Here is a 22816-nt window from a genome sequence, read left to right on the forward strand (position 1 = left end):
ACCAACGAGGTGCTGTTCGAGAAGTTCGCCCGAGCCGAGCACGAGGGCACCGTGCCCGCCCTGCTGGAGAAGGTGCTGCGCACCCGCGTGGCCGACGCACGCTTCGTGGTGGATCGGCTCGGCGCGCTGCCGGACCGGCTGTCGGACGTACTCGATCTGCGCCGGGTCGGCATGGCCGGTCAGTCGGGGGGCGGGTTCACCGCCGCCCAGAGCATGTACGAGGACAGGCGGATCCACGTCGGAATCGACTTGGACGGCATCCTGGAGTTCAACCAGGAGCCGAACGGAACCAACCTGTCACCGGTCGCCCGCCACGGCCTGGACCGCCCGTTCCTCCTGATGGGCCGGGAGGGCAGCGACCACGCGACGACCGAGCCGTCCTGGGCGGAGTTCTGGTCGCACGGCACCGGCTGGCGCCGCGACCTGACCTTGCGCGGTTCCCGGCACCAGACGTACACCGATCCCGCCCGTGCGGTCGCGACGATCCGGGCCTGTGTCACCTCGTGCTTCGACCGCCGGCTCCGAGGACGCGACGACCATCTCCTCGACGGTCCCTCACCGCGGCTGCCCGACGTCTCCTTCGTCCGGTGAGCCGCTGCCCGGCGGTTGCTTGAGGGGCGTCGCCATGCGGGCCGTGACATCGTGGGGGCATGACCATCGAAGTTCGCCCGGCTTCGGTCTTCGAGGACGTCCGTACTCTGCTCGGCCCCAAGTCCCCTGCGTCCAACGTGTGCTGGTGCCTGAGCTACCGGATCCCGTCCAAGCTCAACAACGAGCTGCGCGGGCCGGACCGCGGCGCGTACGTATCCGAACTGTGCCGTGGCGAACCCGCTCCGGGAGTGATCGCCTACGACGGTGACGAGCCGGTCGGCTGGGCCGCCGTGGCACCCCGCTCGGCCACGTCCTTCGCGCGCAACCGGAAGATCCCGCACGTGGACGATCTGCCGGTCTGGTCGCTGTGGTGCATTCGCGTGCGCCCCGGTCACCGGAAGCAGGGCATCTCGCACGCCCTCATCGCCGGCGCGGTGGAGTTCGCCCGCGACCACGGTGCCCCCGTGATCGAGGCCTACCCGCTCGACAACGCAGACGCCAAGGTCGACCTGACGACGGCGTACGCCGGCATCCGGAAGAACTTCGAACGCGCCGGGTTCACCCACGCCTCCGACACCACTTCGGTCCTGGCGGGGCACCCCCGGGTACTGATGCGACTCGACCTGCGCTGACAGCAAAAGGGACACCTCACCGCCGACACCTCACCGCCGACACCTCACCGCCGACACCTCACCGCCGACACGTCACCGCGCGGAACAGATTTCAGCGAGCTATGGACCTGTCCAGGCATGTCCACTACTGTCCTAGACATGCCTGGACAGGTTCACAAGCACCATCGCATCGCCCACGTTCTCGCCGACGAGATCAGAGCCGGGGTGCACAGCACCGGCGAGCGGCTGCCCGGGGAGCACGCGCTCACCAAGCGGTTCGGGGTGAGCCGTACGACGCTCCGGCAAGCACTCCAGGTGCTCGGCGAGGAGGGACTCATCGCGACGCACCCCGGCATCGGTTCGTTCGTCACCTTCGACGGTATGCCCCTGGACAACCGGCTCGGCTGGACGCGCTCCCTTGCGGGCGGGGCGGCCGACCTGGTCACCGAGGTGCTGCGGTTCGAGACCGTCAGCGACCCCTCGCTGGCGGCGGAGCTCGGCACGGAGTCGGACAGGTTCGTCGCGCTCGACCGGGTGCGGCGGCTCGGTGACGGCCGGGGCGTCTCACTGGAGTTCAGCCGTGTCCCCGCCGTGGGGGCGCTCGCCGACCTGCTGGAGACCGGGCTCACCGACGGATCGCTCAACAAGACCCTGCTGGCCGCGGGCCGGATCACCGAGTCCGGTGACGGCCAGGTCTCCGTCCGCGGCCTCGACGAGGCCCAGGCAGCGACCCTGCGCCGTTCCCCCGGCGAGTCCTTCCTGCACCTGGCCCAGGTGTACCGGGCCGCCGACGAGTCCGTCGTCGAACAGGTGACGAGCCTTCTCGACCCCTCCAGGTTCCAACTGCACGTCCACTCGGGGCGAGGAGACCGCCGGTGACCATCGACAGCACCACCCTCGATCGCGCCCTCGGCGCGTTCTACGGCCTTGCGATGGGCGACGCGCTCGGCATGCCCACCCAGGTCATGTCCCGCCGCGACGTCGTACGGGCCTACGGCACCCTCACCGGCTTCGCGCCGGCCGGGCCCGGCAATCCGGTCAGCGCCGGGATGCCCGCGGGGTCCGTCACCGACGACACCGAGCAGGCGGTGATCGTCGGCCGGCTCATCGTGGAGGGCGGCGGCCACATCGACCCGCTGCGGTTCGCGCACGAACTCCTCGACTGGGAGAAGGAGATGAAGGCGAAGGGTTCCTTCGACCTCCTGGGTCCCTCGACGAAGGCCGCCCTGGACGCGGTCGCGAGCGGCGTGCCGCCCGAGGAGGCCGGAAGGTACGGCACCACCAACGGGGCGGCCATGCGGGTCACGCCCGTCGGAATCGCCGTCCGTACCGAGCCCGCCGACACGTTCCTCGACCGGGTCGTGGAGTCGTGCCAGGTCACGCACGACACCACCGTCGGCATCGCCGGGGCCGCGGCCGTCGCCGCCGCCGTCAGCACGGGTGTCGGCGGGGGCACCCTGGAGGACGCCGTGGCCGCCGCGATCGAGGCGGCCAGGGCCGGCGCGGAACGGGGCCACTGGATCGCGGGCGCGGACATCGCGTCGCGGATCGCGTGGGCGTCCGAGCTGGTCAAGGGGGTCCCCGAGGCGGAGGCCCTGGACCTGGTGAGCTCACTCGTCGGCACGAGCGTGGCCAGCCAGGAGTCCGTACCGGCCGCGTTCGCGGTCCTTTCCGTCGCCGACGGCGACCCGTGGCGCAGCTGTCTGCTCGCGGCGAACCTCGGTGGCGACAGCGACACGATCGCCGCGATCGCCGGCGCGGTGGCCGGCTCCGTGGCCGGGCTCGCGGCACTGCCCGCGGACGCCGTCGACACCCTCCGCGCCGTCAACGAACTCGAGCTCGAGCCCCTTACGGAGCGCCTGCTCGCGCCGCGCTGACCGCGCACGCACACCCCCGCGCCGCCGGCGCAGCACCAGTCCCTCCGTACGAGGCAAGGAGGTTCCGTCATGACCGCTTCGACGACGAACGATCACGTCGGCACCAACACGGCAGAAGGCGTCAACGACCAGGTCGGAGCCATCGAGGCGCGCGGCATCGAGCCGGTACCCGACGAGGAGCGGCACGGCCAGGCCATCCAGATGTTCTGGACCTGGTTCGCCGCCAACATCTCCATTCTCGGACTCCCGCTCGGGGCGACGCTCGTCGCGTTCCGCGGCCTGAACATCTGGCAGGCGATCCTGGTCGCCGTGATCGGCTCGGTGGGCTCGTTCGCGCTGGTGGGCATCCTCAGCCTGGCGGGCAAGAAGGGCGGCGCGCCCGCGCTGACCCTGTCACGCGCGGTGTTCGGGCAGCGGGGCAACGCCGGGCCGACGCTGATCAGCTGGCTGAGCCGGATCGGCTGGGAGACGATCTCGACGACCACGGCGGCGTACGCGCTGCTCGCGCTCTTCCAGTGGATCTTCAGCTGGCACCAGAACACGGTGCTCTCGGTCATCTCCCTGCTGATCTTCATCGGGTGCACCCTGCTGATCAGCGGCCTCGGCCACGCCACGATCATGTGGATCAACAAGTGGGCCACGATCGTGTTCGGGGTGCTGAACCTGATCGTGATGGGCTTCCTCGTCGCGACCGTCGACTGGGACAAGGTCCTCGGCGTGGACGCGGGCCCCGCCAGCAGTGTCGTCGCCGGTATCGGCTTCATCGCCGCGGGTACGGGCATCGGCTGGGCGAACGCGGGCGCGGACTACGCCCGTTATCTGCCCCGGAAGATCCCCGCGGGCCGGCTGGTGACGGCCTCGGCGTTCGGCGCCGGCATCCCGCTGGTCCTGCTGATCTCGCTGGGCTCGCTGCTCTCCGCGGGCGACGAGACGCTGGCGAGTGCGGGCGACCCGGTCGCCGCGATCAACGGCATGCTGCCGTCGTGGATGGCCGTCCCGTACCTCATCGCGGCCTTCGGCGGACTGCTGATGTCGAACCACCTGTCGACGTACTCGGCGGGCCTGACGATGCTCACGCTGGGGCTGCGGGTTCCCCGGCATTGGGCGGTGGCCCTCGACGTCGTGCTGATGTTCCTCGGCGGCATCTACTTCATGCTGATCGCAGAGGACTTCTACGGACCGTTCTCGACGTTCCTCACCCTGCTCGCGGTGCCGATCTCGGCCTGGGTGGGCGTGTCCCTCGTCGACTCCGCACGGGGCCGCACATACGACTCGGCCGCTCTGATGGACACGTCCCGCACGAGCCGCTACTGGTACACCGGCGGATTCCGGATCCCCGCGGTGCTCGCCTGGGCGGTGGCCATCGTGATGGGGCTGCTGTTCACGGAGGCGTCGACGAGCGCGGACGACGTGTGGTTCGCGGGCCCGTGGGCCCACACCTGGCTCGGCACGAACGGACTCGGCTGGGCGATCTCCCTGGCCGTGGGCGCCCTGCTGTACGCCGTGCTCGGCGGCCGTCCCGCACCCGCTCCCGAGGCGGAAGGGGCGAACCGGTGAGCGGACGGGTGATCCTGGCGGGCAACGTCATCGCCGACCTGGTGATCGAGGTGCCCGCGCTGCCCGAACGCGGCGGCGACGTCATCGGCACGCGAACGGACCTGACGGCGGGCGGCGGCTTCAACACCCTCGTCGCGGCCGGCAGGCTCGGCGCGCGGACCGTGTTCGCGGGGCTGCACGGCACGGGCCCGTACGGCGACCTGGTCCGCGCGGCACTCGCCTCCGAGGGCGTACGGCTGCTGCTGCCGGCCCGTACGGACGGCGACACCGGCTTCACCGTCGCCCTGGTGGACGCGGGCGGTGAGCGGACGTTCGTGACGAGCTTCGGCATCGAGGCCGAGATGACCGCCGCGGACGTCGATGCCGTCGTGGCGGAGGTGCGCGCCCCAGACCTGGTGCAGCTGTCCGGCTACGGTCTGGTGCTGCCGGTGAACGGCCCCCTGCTGTCCTCCTTCGCGACCCGCCTGCCGCCCGGCGTCACCCTCTGTCTGGACCCCGCGCCGCTGGTGGCGGACATCCCGGCGGCGGTACTGAACCCGGTGCTCGCACGGACCGACTGGCTGAGCGCGAACGCACGCGAGGCACGCCTGATGTCGGGCAACGACGACCCCATGACGGCGGCGTCCGCCCTCCGCGAGCAACTGGCGCCGGGCGCCGGAGTGCTGGTCCGCGCGGACAAGGACGGCTGCTGGCTCGCCCCGCCCGACGGCTCCGCCCCCGTGCACGTACCGGGTTTCCCGGTGGACGCCGTGGACAGCAACGGAGCGGGCGACGCCCATGTGGGCGCCTTCCTCGCCCTGTTGAGCGAGGGGGCGACCCCGGCGGCCGCAGCGCAGACGGCCAACGCGGCGGCGGCCTACGCGGTCACGCGCCGCGGCCCCGCGACAGCACCGACACGCTCGGAACTGACCGCGTTCGCACGGGCGGCCGGCGCCGAGGATGTGGCAGCACTGCTGAGCGGCTAGGTCCGGAACGGAGGTGGGGTACGTCTCGTCCCGCACCTCCGTCACATGTTGATCATGTGCCCGGCCAGCCCGTGGATGGCCTCCTTCACCGCCTCGCCCAGTGTCGGGTGACCGTGCACATTGCGTGCGACTTCGTTGACGGTCAGGTCCCACTGCTGAGCAAGGGTCAGTTCGGGGAGAAGTTCGGTGACTTCGGGGCCGATCAGGTGGGCGCCGAGGAGTTCGCCGTATCGGGCGTCGCTCAGGATTTTCACGAAGCCGGCGGTGTCGCCGAGGCCGTGCGACTTGCCGTTGGCCGTGAACGGGAACTTCGCCACCTTGACGTCGAAGCCCTTCTCGCGGGCCTGCGCCTCGGTCCAGCCGAAGCTGGCGATCTGCGGCTGGCAGTAGGTCGCCCGCGGGATCATGACGTAGTCGAGCTCCATGGTCTCCGCGTCGGCGATCGTCTCGGCCGCCACGATGCCCATCGACTCGGCCGCGTGAGCGAGCATCAGCTTCGCCGTCACATCGCCGATGGCGAAGATGTGCGGGACGCTCGTGCGGCAGCGGGCGTCGATGTCGATCGCCCCGCGGTCGGTGAGCTTGACGCCGGTGTTCTCCAGTCCGTAGCCCTGCACGCGCGGCTGGAAGCCGATCGCCTGAAGCACCTTGCCGGCCTGGAGCGTCTGCCGCTGGCCGCCCGTGGTGACCATGACCTTGACCGAATCGCCCGAGTCGTTGATGGCCTCGACGCGGGTGGAGGTCAGCACATTGATGCCGAGCCGCTTGTAGCGGCGGGTCAGTTCCGCGGACACCTCCTCGTCCTCCAGCGGGACGATGCGGTCGAGGAACTCGACGAGGGTGACCTGGACGCCGTAGTTGTGCAGCACGTACGCGAACTCGACGCCGATGGCACCCGCGCCCGCGATGATGATGCTCGCCGGGAGCGTGTCGGAAAGGATCTGCTCCTCGTACGTCACCACGCGCTCGCTGAGCGAGGTGCCGGGCAGCAGTTTCGTGGTGGCGCCGGCCGCGATGATGCAGTGGCCGAAGGTGACGGTTTCCGAGCCGCCGTCGCTCAGGGCGACCTGGAGGGTGTGGTCGTCGCTGAAGGTGCCGCGGCCGGTGTACTGGGTGATCTTGTTCTTCTTCATCAGGTAGTGGACGCCCTTGACGCGACCGTCCGCCACCTTGCGACTTCGGGTGAAGGCCGCGCCGTAGTCGAAGCTCACCTCGCCGTTCACCTGGATACCGAAGGTCTTGGCCTCCTGGGTGAAGATGTGGGCCAGCTCCGCGTTGCGCAGCAGCGCCTTCGACGGGATGCACCCCACGTTGAGACAGACTCCGCCCCAGTACTTCTCCTCGACGACCGCCGCGCTCAGGCCCAGCTGGGCAGCCCTGATCGCCGCGACATATCCCCCCGGGCCGGCGCCCAGGACCACCACGTCAAAGTGTGCGCTCATGGCGGCCAGCCTAGGTTCTGTCCGTGAATCACGCGCGAAGTCAGGCCGCACGAGGGCCGCATCGGCGGACGGGGCACTCCGTCACACCCGCACCGCCGACCCCCGCTCGCTCATCCGCGGCGCACAGAGGATCCGCTTCCTGCGGACCCGCTTTCCCTCGATCGCCGCGACGGTCAGCCGGGCCGCCTCCACGGCGATCTCGGCCAGCCCCCAGTCCACCGTGGTCAGTGGCGGCGTGAGCACCCGCGACACCGGGTGGTCGTCGAAGCCGACCACGGACACGTCCCGGCCCACTTCGAGCGAGGCCTCGGCCGCCGCCCCGTAGACCCCGTACGCCAGTGAGTCGGAGAAACAGAACACGGCGGTCGCGGACCACGCGCTGTCCAGGACACGCCGGGCCACCGCCGTCGCCTCGCCCAACTCCTGCGGGCACGGCACCAACTCGACCGACAGCCCGAGCCGGTCGGCCGCCTCACGGACGTACACATCGGCGGGCCGGCCGGGGGTACTCGGCTGTGTCGGGGTCAGCACGGTCACCCGGCGGTGGCCGAGGCCATGCAGATACTCCAGTACGGAGTCGATACCGGCCCTGTTGTCGAAGATGACCTGCCCGGCGGTGCGGGCCCGGCTCAGCGAGTCCCCGACGGCCACGACGGGCAGGGCGTCGGCAATCGCGGCCCAGCCCTCCGCCGAGGGGTTCACGGGAGACACGAGCAGCGCGTCGACCCGCTGGTCGCGCAACTGCTTGGCGAGGGCCAGTTCCCGGTCGGGGTCGCCGCCCGCGTCCAGGATCAGCGCGTAGTGGTCGCTGACCAGCAGCTCCCGGCCGATGGCCGCCATCAGCTGCTGCTGCCAGAGGTCCTGGAGGTCGCCGGCGAGGACTCCGACCATGCTGGTGCGGCCACTGGCCAGCGCGCGGGCGATGGGGTCGGCCTCGTAGCCCAGTTCGGCCGCGGCCCTGCGTACCCGCTCCTCGGTCTCCTTCGAGACCTGCTTGCCCCGCAGGGCGTAGGAGACGGCTGCGGTGGAAAGGCCCGTGGCCTCGGCCACCTCACGGAGGGTGGTGCGCTTATTGGGCCTGGCCATGGCGGGAAGCCTACCGGGCCCCGTCCGGACTGTGGGCGCACGCTTGACACGACATCTTGTTAACCGCTTAAGTTAAGCGCATCACTGAAGCGCTTAACAGCGCTGAAACACTGCCACTCCCTGCCCTGTCAGCCTGGTCTTCCCGAGGACCTCAGCGTGCCCATCGACGTCCACCAGCACATCTGGCCGCCTGCCTTCATCGAGCTGCTGCGCGCCCGCACCACGCCGCCGTATCTGGACGGCTGGACCCTGCACATGGCGGGCGAGCCGCCCTTCGTGGTCGACCCGGCCGATCACGACATCGCCGCGCGCGCCCGCCTTGCCGCCACGGACGGCCTCGACCTCGCCCTGGTCTCGCTCTCCAGCCCGCTGGGCATCGAGTACCTGCCGCCCGCCGAGGCCGCCCCGCTCCTGACCGCGTTCCACGACGGCGCCCTCGCGCTCCCGCCTCCCTTCGGCGTCTGGGCCTCGCCCTGTCTGTCCGGGCCGGACCCCGAGGCCGTCGAACGCGAGCTGCGCCGCGGCTGCGTGGGCCTCCAGCTCCCCGCCACGGCACTGCTCGACGCCGCGGGCTGGCACGCGTGCGCTCCGCTGCTGGACGTCCTCACCCGCCTGGACAAACCCCTGTTCATCCACCCCGGAGCCGCCCCGTCCGCCCAGGACACGCCGTCCTGGTGGCCCGCGCTGGTCCCCTACCTCCAGCAGATGCACGCGTCGTGGTTCGCGTTCCGCGCCTTCGGGCGCGCCCGCCATCCCCGGCTGCGTGTCTGCTTCGCCGCGCTCGCCGGTCTGGCCCCGCTGCACGGCGAACGGCTGGCGGCCCGGGGCGGGGGACGCGGCGAGATCGACTTCGACGCCTTCTACGAGACGTCCGCCTACGGAACACGCGCCGTGGACGCGCTCGTCCGGGCCGCCGGCATCGACGTGATCGTCAGCGGCAGCGACCGGCCGTACGCGAGCGCCGTCATCCCCGACATCGGCACGGACGCCGCCGTCCACGCCCTGCGCACCACGAACCCGGCCCGCCTGCTGCACGGCCCGCACCCGAGCCACGCCGGCGGACAGCCAGAAGGGAGCCACCAGTGACATACGAGTCCCTGCCGGACCGCACCATGGACAAGCGCGAACTCCGGGCGCTCGTCGACGAACTCGCCGCCCGCCCCGACCTCTGGCGCGAACAGATCGCCTTCTCGGACGAGCAGCGGCACTACGCCTCCCTGTACCGCGACGAGTACGTCGACGTATGGCTGCTGTGCTGGACCCGGCAGAACGACACCGGCTGGCACGACCACGACCTCTCCTCCGGCGCGGTCCGCGTCGTCCAGGGCGTGCTCAACGAGTCCAACCCGCGCATCGGCGGCAGCCATCTGTCCGTCACCGTCGGCGCCGGCGGATCGTTCTGCTTCGGCCCCGAACACATCCACCGCCTCACCGGCGCCACCGACGACACGGTCTCGATCCACGCGTACTCACCGCCGTTGTGGCGGCTCGGCCAGTACGACATCACCGAGGACGGTGTGATGCGTCGGATCTCCGTCTCCTACGCGGACGAGCTGCGCCCCTTGGACAATCCCGCCGCCTGAATCCGGTTCACTGGCCCACCCTTCCGTCGATGCACTCGCGCAGCAGGTCGGCGTGCCCGCAGTGACGGGCGTACTCCTCGATCCGGTGCACCATCAGCTCGCGAACCGAGGTCCCGTCCTTCCCCAGACGCTCACCCAGGTCGGGGTGCCCGGCCAGCGCGGCGTCGGTCGCGGCCTGTTCTCGCGCCAGATCGGAGTACGCGGCGTCGACCGCGGCCTGTTCGGCGACGACTCCGTTGAAGTCCGCGTCACGCTCGCCGTACAGCTTCGGCAGCGGATCGGCGTCGCTGATCCAGTTGCGCCAGTCCCGTTCGACCTCGGCGAGGTGGCGAACGAGGCCGAGCAGCGACATCGTCGACGGCGGAACCGACCGACGGGCCAGTTGCTCCGCGTCCAGGCCCTCGCACTTCATCCGCAGGGTCAGGCGGTAGCCGGTCAGGAAGTCCAGCAGCGTCGGAAGCTCGCCGTCCGGACTGTTCCCACCGCTGTTGCGGGGGTCGTCGTCCGGGTCGACCCACATGTCGGGGTAGACGGTTGCCCTGCTCCATCGTGCGGTTTCGTCGGTCATGCGGGCCATGTTCGTCCGCGAGGGCCGAAGCTCGCCAGTGATTTGTGCGGGGTGCGGACGTGCCTCACGTGCCTCACCGCCGAGACCGTGGGCGGTCGGTCTCTCGTGGTGTTCGGCTCCGGGGAGCATCACCTGCGGTGAGGTGTTCCAGGACCTCCACCAGGTCCTGGCAGGCCCGTTCGACCGAGTGTCTGGTGTTGTGCTGCTCGGTGATGACGGCTGACAGAAGCAGGGCGGTCAGGGCCATGGAGCCGTTGAAGGCCTGGAGCTTGAGCATCACTTCTACACGGGTGAGCTCTGCGAACGGACCGTCGTGGTCCGTCGCGGCGATGGTGGCCATGGTGGAGGCGACGAGGGCGCACAGGATGCTGCCGGCCAGCTGGAACCGCAGGGCGGCCAGGATCAGCAGTGGATAGACGAGGAACAGCAGGCTGAGGCTGCTGTACGTGGCCAGCGGAATGAGGACGCAGGCGATGAGCGCCAGGCCTGTGGCCTCCTTCCAGCGGGCCAGGCCGGGAGGCCGACGCACGTCGTGGAGCAGGAGCAGGATGGGGGTGACGAGCAGGACCCCCATCGCGTCGCCCACCCACCATGCGAGCCAGACGGGCCAGACGTCGGGCGCGTCGAGTTTCCCGGTGAGGACGAGAAGACCGACCCCTGCGCTCGCACTGATCAGCATGCTGGCCAGCGCTCCGAGGAACACCAGCGCGACGCCGTCCCGCAACCGGCTGAGATCGGTCCGGAACCCCACCCTGCGCAGCAGGAGGTACGCGCAGACGGGAGCCGCGGTGTTCCCGGCCAGCGTCCCGGTCACCGCGGGCTGGAGCGAGGTGATGGACATGACCACGAGCAGGATGCCCAGGGTGATGCCGGGCAGGGCACGGATCCCGAAGATCAGCAGAGACGCGAGCGCGACGCCCGTGGGCGGCCAAATGGGTGTGACGACGGCGCCCTGGACGACGAGCTGCCTCATCAGACCCAGCCGCCCGGCAGCGAAGTAGCCGGCCGCGATCGCCAGCGTCAGAAGAGCGTAGAGGGCCGGTCGACGCAGATCCTGGATACCCACCACAGGAGCCATCAGACAACGACGCCGCCCTGTCGGCGAGCCGAGGAACGTGGTGGTTCCCTACCGCCGCAGGTCGGTTTCGGCATGGCCGACGACCAGTACGGCCGCGTCGTCCTCGTGTCCCACCCGCTCGGCCCCCTTGATCACGGCGGCGGCGAGCGAGCCGGCGTCCATGCCCGCGACGGCGGCGACTCCCGCGAGCCGGACCACCTGGTCGAGCCCTTCGTCGAGGCTCAGCGAGGGCCCCTCCACCACACCGTCCGTCAGCAGGACGAACACTCCGCCCGTGCTGAGCCGGTACCGGGTCACCGGGTAGTCCTGCCCCCCGTCGATGCCCAGAGGTGGTCCTCCTTCGTCCTCGGCGATGCCGGACTTCCCGTCCGCGGTGGCCCACACGCACGGGATGTGCCCGGCCCTGGCGCTCTCCAGGACTCCGGTGGACGGGTCGAGCCGCATGAAAGTGCAGGTCGCGAAGAGGCCGGCGCCCAGCGACAGGAGCAGGTCGTTCGTTCTGGAGAGGAGTTCCCCCGGCTCGCTCGTGACGGAGGCGAGCGCGCGCAGTCCCACCCGGACCTGGCCCATGAAAGCGGCGGCCTCGATGTTGTGGCCCTGCACGTCGCCGATGGACAGTCCGATACGCCCGTCGGGCATCCAGAAGGCGTCGTACCAGTCGCCCCCCACGTTCAGTCCATGAAAGGCAGGTGAGTACTGGACGGCCACGTCGAACCCGGGGGCGTCCGGCATGTCTCCGGGCAGCATGCCGCGCTGAAGGGCGACGGCCAGCTCGACCAGGGAACGCTGGAGCTCGGCTCGCTCACGCACCTGAGCGGTCAGCGTCCTGAGCCTGGCCAGCAGTTCGTCCGCCTCGTCGGTTGAGCGCTTGCGGGACATCGACCACTCCGGTGACTCTGCGTTCCTTTGGGCATTGATAACCATTTACCCCATTGGTGTGATGTCGGCCCGGGTGAGGCGGGACCGCGCCGCCGAGTGCCTCCGTACGAGGGATCGGGTTGCGCCGGTGTTGTGGCCCGAAGACGGCCTACCTCCGCGGTGGACAGCCGGGCAGGATGGGCGCCGATGAGGCACGCCCGAACCTGACCGACCGTCTTCGGGGAGATGTGGTTGATGAGAGCACGGCGTACGACCATCAGACGCTCACGGCTGATCGCCGCGGTGTTCAGCCTGCTCGGTGGGGCCGCCCTCGCGGTGTCCGGCCCCAGCGCAGCGGCGGCGCCCTCGGCCGGCGCGGCGCCGTCCACCGCCTCGGTGGCCGGTGTGACCTCGGCCGTCGAATCGCTGGGGGTCGACGGGACGGCCTGGGCCGTGGACCGGCGCACCGGAAAGCTGCGGGTCCTCGCCGACTCCACGGTCACGGACACCGACCTCGCCCAACTCCGCAGTACCGCGGGGCGTTTCGCCGACGCCATGACCCTCGAACGGGTCGACGGCCGGCTGCGCACCCTCCTGTCGGGCGGCGACGGCATCTACGCCTCCGGCCGGCGCTGCTCGGCGGGGGTCAACGTACAGAGCGGCTCCACGTACTACTTCGTCACGGCCGGTCACTGCACCGACGGCCTGTCCACCTGGTACACCAGTCCCGCCATGGACACGGCCATCGGTCCCACCACCGGCACCAGCTTCCCGGGCAACGACTTCGGTGTCGTCCGGTACGCCAACCCGGCCGTGCCGCACCCCGGCACCATCGGGACCGTCGACATCACCGGGACGGCGACCGCCTATGTCGGTCAGCGCGTCTGCACTCGGGGATCGACCACCGGCGTCCGATGCGGTGTGGTCACCGCCCTGAACGCGAGCGTCAACTACGGTGACGGCTCCGTCGTCACCGGGTTGATCCAGACCAGCATGTGCGCCGAGCCGGGCGACAGCGGCGGTCCGCTCTACGCCGGCGACAAGGTGATCGGCATCCTCTCCGGCGGCTCCGGGAACTGCGCCATGGGAGGGACCACTTACTACCAGCCGATCCAGGAAGTGCTGAGCGCCTACGGACTGTCCGTGTACTGACGCCGTCACATTCGTGCGGCGAAGAGAATTCCGCGTTCAGCTTCCTGCCATCACACGGCCACGGCCGAGCAGCACTGTGCCTTCCCTGACCAACGGTCGTCACAGGGAGGGCACATGAGCACAGAGCAGCACCAACACCGGCTGGACAGACGCGCGCTGTTGCAGGCCGCGGTCGTGGTACCCGCGGCCGGTGCGGTGGGCACGGCCGCGGGGGCGTACCCGGCGCAGGCGGCCGCGGCAGGCGGGAGCCGCGGCCGGTCCCGTTTCGACACCGAGAGCCCGCGCTTCGCACTGGCCGTGCTTCCCGACACGCAGTACCTGTTCGACGCCGACAGTTCCGACCCGGCACCTCTGCGCGCCACGTTCAACTACCTCGCCGCGGAACGGGAGCAGGCGAACATCGCCTTCATGACGCACCTGGGTGACGTCACGGAGCACGGCACCGAGCAGGAGATCGCGCTCGCCGCGGACACCTTCACCGCTATCCACGGCAAGGTGCCCTACAGCGTTCTCGCGGGCAACCACGACATCCGCTCCGCCACGGACGACCAGCGTGGCGACTCCGCCTACCTCGATGCGTTCGGTCCGCAGCGCTACGCGTCGATGCCGACCTTCGGCGGCGCCTCACCCGACGGCTACAACAGCTACCACGTGCTGCGCGCCGCGGGCCGGCAGTGGCTCGTCCTCGCCCTGGACTGGCGGGTCTCGGACAAGGGCCTGGGCTGGGCCCAGGGCGTCCTCGACGCCCACCCCGCCCTCCCCGCCATCCTGACCACGCACGACATCGTCTGGTCGGACGACGACGGCCAGGCCCAGCTGTCGGACAACGGCCGGCGCCTGTGGGACGGCCTCATCCGCGGCAACGACCAGATCTTCCTGGCGTTGGGCGGCCACTACTGGCCGCCGGGGCGAACCGTCCTGGCCAACGACGCCGACAACGATGTCCACCTCCACATCACCAACTACCAGGACCGCTACTACGGCGGCGCCGGCATGATCCGTACATACGCCTTCGACCTCGCCCGCGGTGTCATCGACGTCGAGACCTTCTCGCCGTGGTTCCTCGCCCGGGACCCGGAGAAGCGGTCACCCCTGGAGGCGGAGACGATCGAACTGACCGGTCCCACCGACCGGTTCAGCCTGGACATCGACTTCGACGAGCGCTTCAAGGGCTTTGCCCCGGTCCCGGCGCCGAAGCCGCGTCCGGCGTCCGCCGTCATGCCCCGCGGTACGGTCGCGTACTGGCGCTTCGACGCGTCCGGGACGTCCGCCGCCGGCACCCCGGGCGCCCCCGTGGCCGACGGAGCGGTCGTGCGGGACCTCACGGGCAACGGCAACGATCTCACCGTCAGCCGTCTGCACTCCAGCGGATCGGAGGCGCTCACCTGGTCCGCCGACCACCATCCCGGCCAGCCGGCGCACGCCAGCCTCCGCTTCGACGGCGGCAAGAGCCCGGACCGCGGTGCCGTCCTGACGACCGCCCCGAGCGCTCCCGTCAACAGCGCGAAGTTCACCAGGGGCTACACCATCGAGACGCACGTCATGCTGCCCGAGCCCTTCGAGGGCGACCACAGCTGGATGGGCATCCTGAGCTGGGAGGGCCGCAACGGCGACGCGGGCAAGACCACCGGCTGGTCCCCGCTGGAGCCCACGTGCAGCCTCAACCTGTCTCCGGAGAGATTCCTCCAGTTCGTCGTCTACCCCTCCGAGCAGGACGCCGACCCGACGTCCTGGAGCCACGCCGTGCCGGTCGGCCGCTGGATGCACATCGCCCTCGTCAACGACGGCCGACGGACGGTGATGTACGTGGACGGGTCGAGGATCGCCCGCAATCCGGCACAGCCGTCGACGGGCATCGCCACGCTCGGCAAGCCCTTCGTGATCGGCGCCACCCAGTTCGACGAGCGGTTCGGGCAGGGCTTCTACGGATGGCTCGGCGACACCCGCATCGTGAACCGGGCACTGTCCAAGGGGGACTTCCTGACGCCGTTCGACTGAGCTGCGGAGTCTGCTGCCCCTGAGCTACGGAATCTCCTGCTCCGCCCAGATGATCTTCCCCTCGGCCGTGTACCGGGCACCCCAGCGATGGGCGAGCTGGGCGACCAGGAAGAGACCCCGGCCGCCTTCGTCCATGCTCCGGGCGTGCCTCAACCGCGGGGCGGTACTGCTGGCGTCGGCGACCTCGCACGTCAGACGGGAGTCACGGAGCAGCCGCAGCCGGATGGGCGGTGCGGCGTGCCGGATGGCGTTGGTGACCAGTTCGCTCACGACGAGCTCCGTCGTCATCGCGAGTTCCTCCAGACCCCAGGCTTCCACCCGGCGCGTCGCCTGCGCCCGGACGTCGGCGACGGCGGCCGGGTCCGCGGGCACGTCCCAGGAGGCGACATGGTCGGCGCCCAGGGCGTGGGTGCGCGCCAGCAGAAGGGCGATGTCGTCGGGTTGGGGGACGGGCACGAGTTCCTGCACGGCGGAGGAGCAGAGTGTGTCGAGGTCGGGGGTCTGACGGGCCAGCAGGGCGCCGAGCCGGGACATGCCCAGCTCCATGTCCCGGTCGGCTCCCTCGACGAGACCGTCGGTGTAGAGGCCGATCAGGCTGTTCTCGGGGAGTTCCAGCTCAGTGGTCTCGAAGGCCATCCCTCCCAGCCCGAGCGGAGGGCCGGCGGCGAGCTCCGGGAAGGACACGCGCCCGTCGGGGGCGACCACGACAGGCGGTGGATGCCCGGCCCGGGCCATCGTGCAGCGCCTGGTCACCGGGTCGTAGACGGCGTACAGGCAGGTCGCGCCGAGGAAGGCCGTGGTGCTCCGGCCGGACGACGGGTCGTCGGTCCTCTCCTCGCTCAGCCGGAGCACGAGATCGTCGAGGTGCGCCAGCAGTTCGTCGGGCGGCATCTCCATGTCGGCGAGCGTCTGCACCGCGGTGCGCAGACGGCCCATGGTCGCCGCCGCGGTGATTCCGTGGCCGACCACATCGCCGACGACGAGGCCCACGCGGGCGCCGGACAGCGGGATCACGTCGAACCAGTCGCCACCGACCCCACCGCTCGGGTCCGCCGGCCGATAGGAGGAGGCCACCTCCAGCGCCGTACCGCCCGTCAGTGCCTGGGGCAGCAGACTGCGCTGAAGCGTGACCGCTGCCGTGTGCTCCCGGGTGTAGCGGCGGGCGTTGTCGACACAGAGCGCGGCCCGTGCCACCAGCTCCCGGGCCAGCAGGACGTCGTCGGGCTGGAAGGAGACGGGATTGAGCGACCGTACGAACGTGGTCAGGCCCAGGGCGGTGTTGCGCGCCCGCATCGGCACGGAGATCAGGGAATGCAGCCCGAACTCGCGGATGCTTTCCGCTCGTTCCGGCTGCTCGGAGATCCACAGCTCGTCGGACGGGTCGAGGACCGGGATGAGGACGGGCTCGCCGTCGATGAAGAGATGCGCGTCGTGCGACGGGGGCAGGAAGTTCACCCTGTCCCCGACGCGGGCCACGGCCTCCGGTGAGCCCTCTCGCACCGAGCTCAGTCCGGCGCGCCGCATCTCCGGCCGGGCGGGTGCCGGTCCCGCGTCGGTCAGCCACGCTCCGTGGCCCTCGGTGCTGAGGACGGGCTCCAGCAGATCGACGACGACGAAGTCCGCGAAGCGGGGAACGGCGAAGTCGGCGAGCTCCTGTGCCGTCCGCATCACGTCGAGGGTCGTGCCGATGCGGGTGCCGGCCTCGTTGACCAGCGACAGGAGCTGACGGGCGTTCCACCGCTCGGTGACGTCCGAGACCAGGTAGCAGACTCCGGTGACGGAGTCGTCGGCGTCGACCAGCGGGAAGAAGGACGTCGAATAGGCATGTTGGCGGTGTGGATCGGCCCAGCTCCATCCCACGTACTCGTACTCGGTCACCGGGACTCCGGTCGCCAGGACCTTGCGCATCAGTCCCTCGATGGCCTCCGCCTGGAGACCGGGCAGCAGCTCGCTCAGCCGACGCCCCAGGCGCTGCTCGCGGGGCACTCCGCCGAAGCGCTCCAGGGTGTCGTTCAGCCATACGTAGCGCAGCTGGGTGTCCATGACCGCCATGCCGACGGGCGAGCGGGTGAGGAACCCGTCGAGGACGGACTGGCCCACCGCCCATTGCTGTCGCCGTTCCCGTGCCGAGAGCAGGAAGCACTCGTCCTCGCCGATACGGAGGGAGGCGGAGACCCGCAGGTCGATGTCGAGAGCGCGGCCGTCGCGGTGCCGTACGGGAATGAGGCCGCTCCACCCCATGCCGGCACGGCAGCGCTCCGCTACACCGGCGGCACGTGCCGGGTCCCCGGGCATGGCCAGCAGCCGCGCGGCGGAACCGCCGACCACCTCTCCTGCCGGGTAGCCGAGGAGTTCTTCGGCGCCCCGGGTCCAGCCGACCACGACGCCGTCGGCCGCCAGCACCGCCGCAGCGTCGGTCGACGCGTCGAACAGGTCACGCGGCTCGGTCGGCGTCGGCCCATCTGAACCATTTCGCGCAGAATCCATGGGTCTCTTCCCTCTACACGACTATGTTCCTGCGCGGCCGCCCGATGTGCACGGCCCCGGCGACAGGCACTGCTCGCCAAGGCGGAGGGCCGGAGGGAGCATGGAAGGGCCGGTAGGCGGAACCCGGAGACGGCAGACGGAAGCCGGCACGTCCTGCCGGCCGGTGGAGGAGGGATCGAGGATGGCAGCCGAATCCTTCCCGTCCGAGGGTGACGAGTACCGAACCGAGACCCCCCGGCCGACCGGCCTGCTGGATGTCCTGAGCGTGGCCGCGGTGGTCGTCGACGCCGAAGGGCGCATCGTGTTCTGGACCCCGCAGGCCGAGGACCTCTTCGGTTACACCTCCGAAGAGGTCCTCGGCATGTACGCGACGCGACTGTTCATCCATCCCGAGCATTTGCAGGCCGTGGCGAAGCTGTTCGCGGACGTCATGGAGACCGGCCGGAGCTGGGCAGGCACGTTCCCCATCCGCCACAAGGACGGCAGCACCCGGCTGACGGAGTTCCGCAACATGCGGCTGCTGGACGATCTCGGAGACGTCTACGCGCTGGGCATCGCGGCCGACCACACCCTGCTCCAGCGTGTGGAGACCGATCTGGCGCTGTGCGAGCGGCTGATCAACCAGTCCCCCATCGGCCTGGCCCTCATGGACCCCGACCTGCGGTATCTCCTGGTCAACCCGGCGCTGGAACGCATCGACGGCATTCCCGCGGAGGACCACATCGGCCGTCCCATGCGGGAGACCCTGCCCCTCCCCGACATCGACACCATCGAGTCCGCGCTGCGTCAGGTGCTCACGACCGGCACCCCGCTGCTCGACCAGTACCACGTGGGCCGTCCTCCGGCCGACCCCGAGCACGAGCACGCCTGGTCGCTCTCCTTCTACCGGCTGGAGGACCCCGGAGGCCGGGTCCTGGGCGCGGCCACCTCGGTCGTCGACGTCACGGAACGGCACCGCGCGGCCGGCGAGGCGGACCGCGCAAGGCGACGCCTGGCCCTGATCGCGGATGCCTCCACGCGGGTCGGCACCAGTCTGGAGGTGGACCAGACCGCCCGTGAACTGGCCGAGATCGCCACCGGAGCGCTCGCCGACGTGGTGGCCGTGGACGTCCTGGACTCCGCCCTGGCCTGCCGCCGCAAGCGCCGACCGGACAACAGCCCGGAGTTCTTCCGCGCGCTCGCCCTCAAGGCGACCCACCCCTCGGTGGCCCTGCGCGCCGCCGATCCTCCCGGGGACCTCGCCGCGTACGACGGTGACCGCCTGGTGACCCTGTGCGTGCACACCGCGCGGCCGGTTCTGGTGCGCCATGTCGGCGACCACGATCTGCCGCGTATCGCCCGGGATGCCGAGGCGTGTGCGCTCCTGGCCCAGGCGGGCGTGCACTCCTATCTCGCCGTGCCGTTGATCGCCCACGGCGAGGTGCTCGGCGCCCTCGACCTCAAGCGCACCCGCAACCCGCTGCCCTTCGACGAGGACGACGTCGTCCTCGCCAGTGAGCTGGCCGGCCGCGCGGCCGTGGCCATCGACAACGCCCGCTGGTTCCAGAGTGTGCGCAACACCGCCCTCACCCTCCAGCGCAGCCTGCTGCCCGACCACCCGCCGCACCAGACGGGACTGGAACTCGCCTCCCGCTACCAGCCCGCCCAGGCCACCAGCGAGGTCGGCGGCGACTGGTACGACGTCATCCCCCTGACCGACGACAAGACCGCCCTGGTCGTGGGCGACGTCATGGGCAACGGCATCGACGCCGCCGCCACCATGGGCCGGCTGCGCACGGCCACCTGTGCCTACGCGGACCTCGACATGGCCCCCGGCTCCGTGCTCCAGCACCTCGACAAGATCACCTGCGACCTGGAGCACTACATCGTCACCTGCCTCTACACCGTGTACGACCCCCGGACGAGACAGTGCCGCATGGCCAACGCAGGACACATGCCGCCTGCGCTGGTCCGCTCCGGACAGGCCGCCGAACTCCTCGATCTGCCTCCCGGAGCTCCGCTCGGAGTGGGCGGCATCCCCTTCGAGACGACCACGGTCGAGCTGGGCCCCGGCGACCTGCTGGTCCTGTACACCGACGGTCTCGTCGAGACCAGGCTCCACCCCATCGACGAACGCCTCGATGTCCTCCTCAGCTTCCTCGACGAAGCGCAGCGGCCGCTGGAGGAGACATGCGACCTCCTGCTGTACGGGCTGCGCCACCCCGACGACCACGACGACGTCGCCCTCCTCGTGGCCCGGGCCCTGTGAACGCCCGGCCGCGGCACGGCGCGCTGTCAGCCTGACGGCCCGACGGGCAGGACAAGTCGGAAGACGCAGCCCTCGCCCGGCGCGGTGTCGAGTTCCAGGCGGCCGCCGTGTCCCTCGGCGATGGTGGCCGCGATGGCCAGTCCGAGTCCGCTGCCGCCATGCTCGCGGGAGCGGGACACGTCCGCCCGGTAGAACCGGTCGAACACATGGGAGGCGTCGTACTCGGCCAGTCCCGGCCCTTCGTCCGCCACTTCGACGATGCTGACCGCGGTGCCCTCGGGCAGGGGCGGTGAGACGCCGGTACGGCCGGATCGTTCGGCTCCTCCGGCCGCGCCGACGCGGGCGGTGCCGACCCGGACGTGTACGGCCGTACCCGGCGGAGTGTGGATCTGCGCGTTGGACAGCAGGTTCTCGACGATCTGCCGCAGGCGATGCGGGTCACCGGTGGTCTCTACAGTTCGAGCTCGTCCGTGCCGGTGGAACCGGCCGGGGGACGCAGCGGGCCGAGGTCGACGGGGTGGGTGGTGTCGTGCAGTGCCGCGGTGCTGACGGCGTCCGCCGCGAGCGACAGCAGATCCACCGGTTCCTGCCGGTATGAGGGTTCCCTGTCCAAGGAGGCGAGCAGTTGCAGATCGTTGACGAGCAGGCTCATGCGCTCCGCGCTCTGGGCGATGAACCGGTCGGCCTCCTGGCGTTGAGGCGCCGAGCGTGGTTCGGGGCGCAGTGCGAGCTCCGCGTAGCCCTGGATGGCGGTGAGCGGGGTGCGCAGTTCATGTCCGGCGTCGGCGACGAAGCGCCGCATCCGCGCCTCCGACGCCTCCCGTTCCTGAAGCGCCCGCTGGAGTCGGTCGAGCATGGTGTTGAGCACCCGGCCGAGCCGTCCGATCTCCGTGCGCGCGTCGGTGTCGGGCAGCCGCAGGTCGAGGTCGCCGGCGGTGATGTCCTCGGCGGTGCGCTCCATACGGGTCAGCGGCAGCAGCCCCAGGCGGACCACCCACCGCCCCACCGCGATCAGCGCGGCGACCACGAGGGCCAGCACGACGGCATCGAGCCACAGGAGTCGCGACATGGCACCCTCGACGGTGTCCAGGGGCAACGCGACCACGGCGTTCATGCCGTTCGGTCCGGCATACCGGATCACTCTCCAGTTGTCGTCACCGTCCGCGGCGGGAACGGTCCGGGGGCGCTCGTACTTCATTCCGAGGTCGTCGGCGGATTCGGGCAGCCGGGGCCCCGGGTCCTTCCCCGTGCCCATGGAGCGGTTCAGCCGCCGGCCCGATTCGTCGTGGAAGTAGACGCGGTAGTCCGAGGGCAGCGTGTGCGGGAGTCCCGACGAGTCGGAGAGGTCGTAGCGGAGTACGTCGATGTAGGCGCGCTCCGGCGGATGGAGGTCGACGAGCTGACGGTCGACGCGGTCCATGAGCCACGAGCGCAGGACCACGAAGCCGATCACCTGCGTGGCCAGCACCGCCGTGGCGGCCAGCGCCGTCACCCCAAGGACGAGCCGTCGCCGCAGCGACCTCGCAGGACGCGGGCGAGGCCTTCTCACCGGCCGGCCGTCCCGGCCCGGTCGCGGGGCAGCCGCAGACAGTAGCCGACACCGCGCACGGTGTGGATGAGGGGCGGGTCGACGCGGTCGATCTTCTTGCGCAGGTACTTGATGTACGTCTCGACGATGCGTGCGTCGCCCGCGAAGTCGTAGCCCCACACGTGGGTGAGGATCTGGACCTTGTTCACGACCCTGGTGGCGTTCTCCATCAGGTAGGCGAGCAGCTTGAACTCGGTCGGCGACAGCGGGATGTACTCGCCGGCGCGATGCACTTCATGCGCGTTCTCGTCCAGTTCGAGGTCGGCGTAGTTCAGCACGCATTCCTCGGTGGGCGGCGGAAAAGCGCCGGTGCGGCGCAGGATGGCCTCGATGCGCAGCAGCACCTCCTCGATGCTGAACGGCTTGGGCACATAGTCGTCACCGCCCACGGTCAGGCCGGTGAGTCGGTCGTCGAGGCCGGTGCGGGCGGTCAGGAACAGCACGGGTACGTCGTTTCCCGCCGCCCGCAGTCTCCGGGTCACCTCGAATCCGTCCAGGTCCGGCAGTGTCACGTCCAGGAGCACCAGGTCCGGTGCAACGCACTCGGCCGCTTCGAGGGCCGCCCGGCCCGTGTCGGCGCTGTGCACGTCGTACCCGGTGAGGCGGAGGGTGGACTCCAGCAGGGTGCGGATGCTGGGTTCGTCCTCCACCACGAGAAGCCTGCGCCGGGGATGGTCCGCGGCCCGCTCGGTCATGGCGCCGGTCCGTCCGTTCTGTGAGGGGTGTCGTGCGTTCGGTCGCCTCGGCTCAGTCGGCGGCACAGTCGTACAGCACGTCGGCGCCGAATCCCCCCGCATCACCGCTCGGCTGTGCCGACGTGCCGCCGTACGCGGTGGCGGACACCTTGGTGCAGTTGTCGGAGATCCAGTCGGAGCGCTGCTGCGAGGAGCCGCCGGACCTGCCGCGGAAACCTCCGCCGGCGTCCGAACCCAAGATGTAGCGCAGTTCGCCGTTCTTGGTCCACTTCTCCAGCTGCGCGACGGACGGCGCGTCGTCGCTGCCGGTGAAGCCGCCCATCCCGATGACGGTCTCGTCACTGCCGAGGATGAAGGCGCCGGCGGCCATGGCGCCGTTCTCGACGGCCAGCTTGATCCGTGCATCGGGGGCGTGCTCGACCACGTAGTCCA

General features: G+C 70.5%; 21 protein-coding genes. 11 read left to right on the plus strand and 10 right to left on the minus strand.

Features of this window, described 5'->3' with window-relative positions; all coding sequences use genetic code 11:
* Window positions 1–9: 9 nt before the first annotated feature.
* The 6 genes from ACIHFB_RS01900 (at window position 10) to ACIHFB_RS01925 (ending at window position 5601) form a co-directional block, all read left to right on the plus strand.
* Complete coding sequence (locus tag ACIHFB_RS01900; protein WP_400124923.1) at window positions 10–591, plus strand: hypothetical protein; 582 nt, start codon at window positions 10–12, stop codon at window positions 589–591.
* Window positions 592–650: 59 nt separating this feature from the next.
* Window positions 651–1223, plus strand: coding sequence for a GNAT family N-acetyltransferase (locus tag ACIHFB_RS01905; RefSeq protein WP_400124924.1), 573 nt, complete (start codon window positions 651–653; stop codon window positions 1221–1223).
* A 138-nt stretch (window positions 1224–1361) separates the two neighbouring features.
* Window positions 1362–2081: a GntR family transcriptional regulator gene (locus tag ACIHFB_RS01910; RefSeq protein ID WP_400124925.1), complete on the plus strand. Its 720-nt coding sequence runs from the start codon at window positions 1362–1364 to the stop codon at window positions 2079–2081.
* Between the two features lie 53 nt (window positions 2082–2134).
* The gene (locus ACIHFB_RS01915; RefSeq protein WP_400125579.1) at window positions 2135–3079 is read left to right on the plus strand and encodes an ADP-ribosylglycohydrolase family protein; all 945 of its coding nucleotides are present in this window, start codon (window positions 2135–2137) and stop codon (window positions 3077–3079) included.
* A gap of 69 nt (window positions 3080–3148) precedes the next feature.
* The gene (locus tag ACIHFB_RS01920) at window positions 3149–4636 is read left to right on the plus strand and encodes a purine-cytosine permease family protein (protein ID WP_400124926.1); all 1488 of its coding nucleotides are present in this window, start codon (window positions 3149–3151) and stop codon (window positions 4634–4636) included.
* On the plus strand, window positions 4633–5601 hold the full coding sequence (locus tag ACIHFB_RS01925; protein WP_365268562.1) for a PfkB family carbohydrate kinase: 969 nt from the start codon (window positions 4633–4635) through the stop codon (window positions 5599–5601). Before ACIHFB_RS01920 ends, ACIHFB_RS01925 begins: the two co-directional genes overlap by 4 nt.
* A gap of 41 nt (window positions 5602–5642) precedes the next feature.
* Here the strand turns inward: ACIHFB_RS01925 and lpdA are convergent, their stop codons facing one another.
* A complete protein-coding gene (gene lpdA / locus ACIHFB_RS01930) occupies window positions 5643–7043 on the minus strand; it encodes a dihydrolipoyl dehydrogenase (protein ID WP_365268565.1) in 1401 nt (466 codons plus the stop codon).
* An 81-nt stretch (window positions 7044–7124) separates the two neighbouring features.
* Complete coding sequence (locus ACIHFB_RS01935; RefSeq protein WP_400124927.1) at window positions 7125–8129, minus strand: LacI family DNA-binding transcriptional regulator; 1005 nt, start codon at window positions 8127–8129, stop codon at window positions 7125–7127.
* Between the two features lie 156 nt (window positions 8130–8285).
* Between ACIHFB_RS01935 and ACIHFB_RS01940 the strand changes: the two genes are divergently transcribed.
* Together ACIHFB_RS01940 and ACIHFB_RS01945 are read left to right on the plus strand one after the other, a co-directional pair.
* Window positions 8286–9215, plus strand: coding sequence for an amidohydrolase (locus ACIHFB_RS01940; protein WP_400124928.1), 930 nt, complete (start codon window positions 8286–8288; stop codon window positions 9213–9215).
* On the plus strand, window positions 9212–9712 hold the full coding sequence (locus ACIHFB_RS01945) for a cysteine dioxygenase family protein (protein WP_365268574.1): 501 nt from the start codon (window positions 9212–9214) through the stop codon (window positions 9710–9712). The genes ACIHFB_RS01940 and ACIHFB_RS01945 overlap by 4 nt, the downstream gene beginning before the upstream one ends.
* A 7-nt stretch (window positions 9713–9719) precedes the next feature.
* Here ACIHFB_RS01945 and ACIHFB_RS01950 read toward each other — a convergent pair whose 3' ends face one another.
* The 3 genes from ACIHFB_RS01950 to ACIHFB_RS01960 form a co-directional block, all read right to left on the minus strand.
* On the minus strand, window positions 9720–10289 hold the full coding sequence (locus ACIHFB_RS01950; RefSeq protein WP_365268576.1) for a DinB family protein: 570 nt from the start codon (window positions 10287–10289) through the stop codon (window positions 9720–9722).
* 64 nt (window positions 10290–10353) lie between these two features.
* Window positions 10354–11358: an MASE1 domain-containing protein gene (locus ACIHFB_RS01955; protein WP_400124929.1), complete on the minus strand. Its 1005-nt coding sequence runs from the start codon at window positions 11356–11358 to the stop codon at window positions 10354–10356.
* Window positions 11359–11406: 48 nt separating this feature from the next.
* Window positions 11407–12237, minus strand: coding sequence for a PP2C family protein-serine/threonine phosphatase (locus ACIHFB_RS01960; protein ID WP_400124930.1), 831 nt, complete (start codon window positions 12235–12237; stop codon window positions 11407–11409).
* Window positions 12238–12471: 234 nt separating this feature from the next.
* Between ACIHFB_RS01960 and ACIHFB_RS01965 the strand changes: the two genes are divergently transcribed.
* The gene (locus ACIHFB_RS01965) at window positions 12472–13368 is read left to right on the plus strand and encodes a S1 family peptidase (protein WP_365268584.1); all 897 of its coding nucleotides are present in this window, start codon (window positions 12472–12474) and stop codon (window positions 13366–13368) included.
* A 114-nt stretch (window positions 13369–13482) separates the two neighbouring features.
* Window positions 13483–15366 carry a LamG-like jellyroll fold domain-containing protein gene (locus ACIHFB_RS01970; RefSeq protein WP_365268587.1) on the plus strand — a complete coding sequence of 628 codons (1884 nt, stop codon included), beginning with the start codon at window positions 13483–13485 and terminating at the stop codon, window positions 15364–15366.
* Window positions 15367–15390: 24 nt separating this feature from the next.
* On the opposite strand, the gene ACIHFB_RS01975 is transcribed toward ACIHFB_RS01970, so the two are convergent.
* The gene (locus ACIHFB_RS01975; RefSeq protein WP_365268590.1) at window positions 15391–17853 is read right to left on the minus strand and encodes a SpoIIE family protein phosphatase; all 2463 of its coding nucleotides are present in this window, start codon (window positions 17851–17853) and stop codon (window positions 15391–15393) included.
* A 181-nt stretch (window positions 17854–18034) separates the two neighbouring features.
* Here ACIHFB_RS01975 and ACIHFB_RS01980 point away from each other — a divergent pair, with 181 nt between their 5' ends.
* Window positions 18035–20101, plus strand: a complete 2067-nt coding sequence (locus tag ACIHFB_RS01980) for a SpoIIE family protein phosphatase (protein WP_365268593.1) — start codon at window positions 18035–18037, stop codon at window positions 20099–20101.
* Between the two features lie 26 nt (window positions 20102–20127).
* Here the strand turns inward: ACIHFB_RS01980 and ACIHFB_RS01985 are convergent, their stop codons facing one another.
* The 4 genes from ACIHFB_RS01985 to ACIHFB_RS02000 are packed head-to-tail and all read right to left on the minus strand — an operon-like array spanning window position 20128 to window position 22808.
* On the minus strand, window positions 20128–20529 hold the full coding sequence (locus ACIHFB_RS01985; RefSeq protein WP_400125581.1) for a sensor histidine kinase: 402 nt from the start codon (window positions 20527–20529) through the stop codon (window positions 20128–20130).
* A 23-nt stretch (window positions 20530–20552) separates the two neighbouring features.
* On the minus strand, window positions 20553–21593 hold the full coding sequence (locus ACIHFB_RS01990) for a histidine kinase dimerization/phospho-acceptor domain-containing protein (protein ID WP_365268596.1): 1041 nt from the start codon (window positions 21591–21593) through the stop codon (window positions 20553–20555).
* Window positions 21594–21646: 53 nt separating this feature from the next.
* Window positions 21647–22384, minus strand: coding sequence for a response regulator transcription factor (locus ACIHFB_RS01995; protein WP_365268599.1), 738 nt, complete (start codon window positions 22382–22384; stop codon window positions 21647–21649).
* A gap of 52 nt (window positions 22385–22436) precedes the next feature.
* A complete protein-coding gene (locus tag ACIHFB_RS02000; RefSeq protein WP_365268602.1) occupies window positions 22437–22808 on the minus strand; it encodes a hypothetical protein in 372 nt (123 codons plus the stop codon).
* Between the last annotated feature and the right edge of the window lie 8 nt (window positions 22809–22816).

Source organism: Streptomyces sp. NPDC051963, assembly GCF_044593495.1.
GTDB lineage: Bacteria > Actinomycetota > Actinomycetes > Streptomycetales > Streptomycetaceae > Streptomyces.

Excerpts from the sequence above, each read along its gene's own strand:
- ACIHFB_RS01920 (WP_400124926.1), top strand. The coding sequence starts at position 3,149 with ATGACCGCTTCGACGACGAACGATCACGTCGGCACCAACACGGCAGAA.
- lpdA (WP_365268565.1), bottom strand. The coding sequence starts at position 7,043 with ATGAGCGCACACTTTGACGTGGTGGTCCTGGGCGCCGGCCCGGGGGGA.
- ACIHFB_RS01935 (WP_400124927.1), bottom strand. The coding sequence starts at position 8,129 with ATGGCCAGGCCCAATAAGCGCACCACCCTCCGTGAGGTGGCCGAGGCC.
- ACIHFB_RS01960 (WP_400124930.1), bottom strand. The coding sequence starts at position 12,237 with ATGTCCCGCAAGCGCTCAACCGACGAGGCGGACGAACTGCTGGCCAGG.
- ACIHFB_RS01915 (WP_400125579.1), top strand. The coding sequence starts at position 2,135 with ATGGGCGACGCGCTCGGCATGCCCACCCAGGTCATGTCCCGCCGCGAC.
- ACIHFB_RS01955 (WP_400124929.1), bottom strand. The coding sequence starts at position 11,358 with ATGGCTCCTGTGGTGGGTATCCAGGATCTGCGTCGACCGGCCCTCTAC.
- ACIHFB_RS01995 (WP_365268599.1), bottom strand. The coding sequence starts at position 22,384 with ATGACCGAGCGGGCCGCGGACCATCCCCGGCGCAGGCTTCTCGTGGTG.
- ACIHFB_RS01975 (WP_365268590.1), bottom strand. The coding sequence starts at position 17,853 with ATGGATTCTGCGCGAAATGGTTCAGATGGGCCGACGCCGACCGAGCCG.
- ACIHFB_RS01910 (WP_400124925.1), top strand. The coding sequence starts at position 1,362 with ATGCCTGGACAGGTTCACAAGCACCATCGCATCGCCCACGTTCTCGCC.
- ACIHFB_RS01950 (WP_365268576.1), bottom strand. The coding sequence starts at position 10,289 with ATGGCCCGCATGACCGACGAAACCGCACGATGGAGCAGGGCAACCGTC.
- ACIHFB_RS01980 (WP_365268593.1), top strand. The coding sequence starts at position 18,035 with ATGGCAGCCGAATCCTTCCCGTCCGAGGGTGACGAGTACCGAACCGAG.
- ACIHFB_RS01965 (WP_365268584.1), top strand. The coding sequence starts at position 12,472 with ATGAGAGCACGGCGTACGACCATCAGACGCTCACGGCTGATCGCCGCG.
- ACIHFB_RS01970 (WP_365268587.1), top strand. The coding sequence starts at position 13,483 with ATGAGCACAGAGCAGCACCAACACCGGCTGGACAGACGCGCGCTGTTG.
- ACIHFB_RS01905 (WP_400124924.1), top strand. The coding sequence starts at position 651 with ATGACCATCGAAGTTCGCCCGGCTTCGGTCTTCGAGGACGTCCGTACT.